General features: G+C 72.8%; 2 protein-coding genes. Both read right to left on the reverse strand.

Going from position 1 to position 3,322, the window contains the following annotated elements; genetic code table 11:
• On the reverse strand, window positions 1–202 hold a 202-nt coding region (locus ABD296_RS49010), incomplete at its 3' end, for a polyketide synthase docking domain-containing protein (protein WP_344285294.1).
• 28 nt (window positions 203–230) lie between these two features.
• A partial coding sequence (locus tag ABD296_RS49015) for a type I polyketide synthase (RefSeq protein WP_344285296.1) occupies window positions 231–3,322 on the reverse strand: 3,092 nt, incomplete at its 5' end.

Raw genomic sequence — 3,322 nt, forward strand, 5'->3', positions numbered from 1 at the left:
GGAATCCGCCGATCGCGTCCCGGCCCTGGGCGACCAGTTCCCACAGTTCCTCCGGGGTGGTGACCTCGCCGGGGTAATGGCAGCCCATACCCACGATCGCGATCGGCTCCTCCTCTTCCGATTCGACCTCGTGCAGCCGCTGGCGCGTCTGCTGGAGTTCGGCGATGACGCGGGTGAGGTAATCGCGAAGCGTGTCTTCCATTTCCATTGGACTCTGCCCCTCACGCTGTTCAGGAGATGTTGAGGTCGTCGTCGACCAGCTTGAAGAGTTCCTCGTTCGTCGCTGATCGCAGATCGGCCAGGACGGTCGTCTCGGCCGCCGCGGAATCCAACTTGCCGATCTTGGTCAGCAGGCCCTGCAGGCGCTTGGCGATCTTCGTGTCGGCGATGTCCTCCCGGGTGATCGCCGCCAGCGTGCTCTCCAGTGTGTCGAGCTGGTGCAGCATCAGCTCCGGCGCCGAGGGGACGAGCTGGGCCCGCAGGTGCCGCGCCAGGGCGCGCGGCGTGGGGTAGTCGAAGACGAGCGTGGGGGGCAGCCGGTGCCCGGTGGCGTCGGCCAGCCGGTTGCGCAGCTCGATCGCGGTGAGCGAGTCGAACCCCAGCTCGTTGAACGGCCGGCCGGGGTCGACGCTCTCCGGGGAGGCGTGCGCCAGGACCTCGGCGATGCCGGACCGCACCAGGTCCAGCACGCGCTGGTCCTGCTCCTCGGGGGCGAGCGCGGCCAGCCGGTCGGCCAGTCCGGCGGTGCGGGCGCGCGCGCTCGCGGTGGGCCGGGCGGCGCGCCGGACGAGGTCGGCGAACAGCGGCGGGGCCGCCCCGGTCAGGTCGCGGACGCTGATCGGGGTGGCCAGCAGGTGGGGGCGGGCCGTCCTGACGGCGGCGTCGAGCAGCGCCAACCCCTGCTCGTCGGTGATGGGCGTCGTCCCGCTGCGGGTCAGGCGGTTGCGGTCGGTGTCGGTGAGGTGGGCGGTCATGCCGCTGTCCTGTTGCCAGTAGCCCCAGCCGATCGACTGGGCGGGCAGCCCCTCGGCCCGCCGGTGCGCGGCCAGGGCGTCCAGGAAGCCGTTGGCCGCGGCGTAGCCCGCCACTCCGGGAGGGCCGAAGGTGGCGGCGGCCGAGGAGAAGAGGATGAAGGCGTTCAGGGGGAGGTGGCGGGTCTGCTGGTGCAGGTTCCAGGCCGCGTCCACCTTGGGTGCGAAGACCTTGTCGATCTGTTCGGCGGTGAGGGAGGTGACGACGGCGTCGTCGGTCACTCCGGCCGCGTGGATGACGGCGGTGAGGGGGTGTTCGGCCGGGATGTCCGCCAGGAGTTCGGCGACTTGGGCGGGGTCGGCGGTGTCGCAGGCGGTGATGGTGACGTGGGCGCCGAGTTCTTCCAGGTGACGGGTGAGTTCTTGGGCTTGGGGGGAGTCCGGTCCGGTGCGGCTGGCCAGGGTCAGGTGGGTGACGCCGTGGGCTGTGACCAGGTGCTCGGCGACGAGGCGGCCCAGAGTGCCCGTGCCGCCGGTGACCAGTACGGTGCCGCCGGGAATCAGGGCGTCGAACGCCCCGCCGTCCGTGTCGCCGCCCGGCAGGCGCGTCAGCCGCGGGATATGGACACCGGTCGCGCGGACGGCCAGTTGGGGCTCGCCCTGCTCCAGCGCGGCGCCGATCGCGGGCATGAGCAGCCGGTACGCCTCGGGCCCGCCGTCCAGGTCGATGAGCGTGATGCGGCCCGGATGCTCGGCCTGGACGCTGCGGACCAGGCCCCACAGTGGGCTCTGGGCGAGGTCGGCGGTCTCGGCGTCGTCGACCGCGACGGCGCCGGTGGTCAGCAGGACCAGCCGGCTGCCGCTGAGCCCGTCGTCGGTGAGGTACTCCTGGAGCAGCCGCAGCACGCGCCGGGTGAGCGCGTGGGCTCCCTCGACCACGCCGGGCTCGCCGCCGGGCGCGGCGGCAGGGACCAGGATGACCGGAGGCGGGTCGGTGAGCTGGTCCAGGCCGGTGTAGAGCCGGGCGGGGACGGTGAGCGCGTCGCGCAGCCCGTGCGCCGGGTCCGGGCCGTGCATGCCGAGGATGGCGCAGGGACCGTCGAGGGTGGGCCGCTCGGTCGTCGCGAGGGCGGGCCAGGCCAGTGCGTAGAGGTGGCCGTCCTGCGCGGGGGCGCCGGGTACGTCGGCGAGCGGTCGCAGGGTGAGCGTGTCGATGGTCGCGACGGGGTGTCCGGCGGGGTCGGTGGCGGTGATGGACAGGCCGGTGGCCTGTTCGCCCGCCGGGGTGATCGCGACGCGGAGCGTGGTGGCGCCGGCGGCGTGGAAGGTCACGCCCTCCCAGGCGAAGGGGAGGTGGACCCCGCCGTTCTGGGAGCCGGCCAGCGCGATCGGGTGGAGGGCGGCGTCCAGCAGGGCCGGGTGGAGGGTGTAGCCGGTGGCGGCGTCGGGGTCGGGGAGCGCGACCTCGGCATAGACCCTGTCGGCGTCGCGCCAGACGGCGTGGATGCCCTGGAAGAGCGGCCCGTAGCTGAGCCCGAGGCTGTCGAACCGCTGGTAGAGGTCATCGGTGGGGACCGGCTCGGCGCCGGGCGGCGGCCAGGCGGTCAGGTCGGGTGCCTTGGGTGCCGCCGCCGGGGCGAGGGTGCCGGTGGCGTGGCAGGTCCAGGGTTCGGTGCCGGTCGGGCGGGAGTGGATGGTCAGCGCCCGGTGGCCGTTGTCGTCGGGGGCGCTGACGGTGATCTGGAGCTGGACGGAGGTGTGCAGGGCCAAGGGAGCTTGGAGTGAGAGTTCGTGGATGTGGGGTGTGCCGGTGTGGTCGCCTGCGTGGATGGCGAGTTCGAGGTAGGCGGTGCCGGGCAGGACGGGGATGCCGTTGATGGCGTGGTCGGTCAGCCAGGGGTGGGTGTCCAGGGACAGGCGTCCAGTGAAGACGGTGGTCCGCTCGTCGGGAAGCGTCACGCATGCGCCGAGCAGCGGGTGCGCCGTGGTCTCCAGGCCGGCGGCCGCGACGTCCGCCGAACCGGCCGGGGCGTGCAGCCAGTACTGCCGGCGCTGGAAGGCGTAGGTCGGCAGCGCGGCGGGGACCGCCGGCTCCGGGACGCCGAAGGCGCTCAGAATCCGCGGCCAGTCGAGGTGGATGCCGTGGGCGTGCAGGCGGCCGAGCGTGGTGAGCAGCGTCGTCACCTCGTCATGGCCGTCCCGCAGGGTGGCCGCCACCAGGACGTCGCGCTCGTCGAAAGGCTTGGCGCCATTCCCGTTCGCTTCGTTGAAATGGGCGAGGGTGTCGTGGGTGAGTGGTGTGAGTGTGGGGTGGGGTGTGGTTTCGAGGTAGGTGGTGGTGTTGGTGTGGT

Source organism: Actinomadura napierensis, assembly GCF_039529375.1.
In the GTDB taxonomy this organism is placed as follows: Bacteria; Actinomycetota; Actinomycetes; order Streptosporangiales; family Streptosporangiaceae; genus Spirillospora; species Spirillospora napierensis.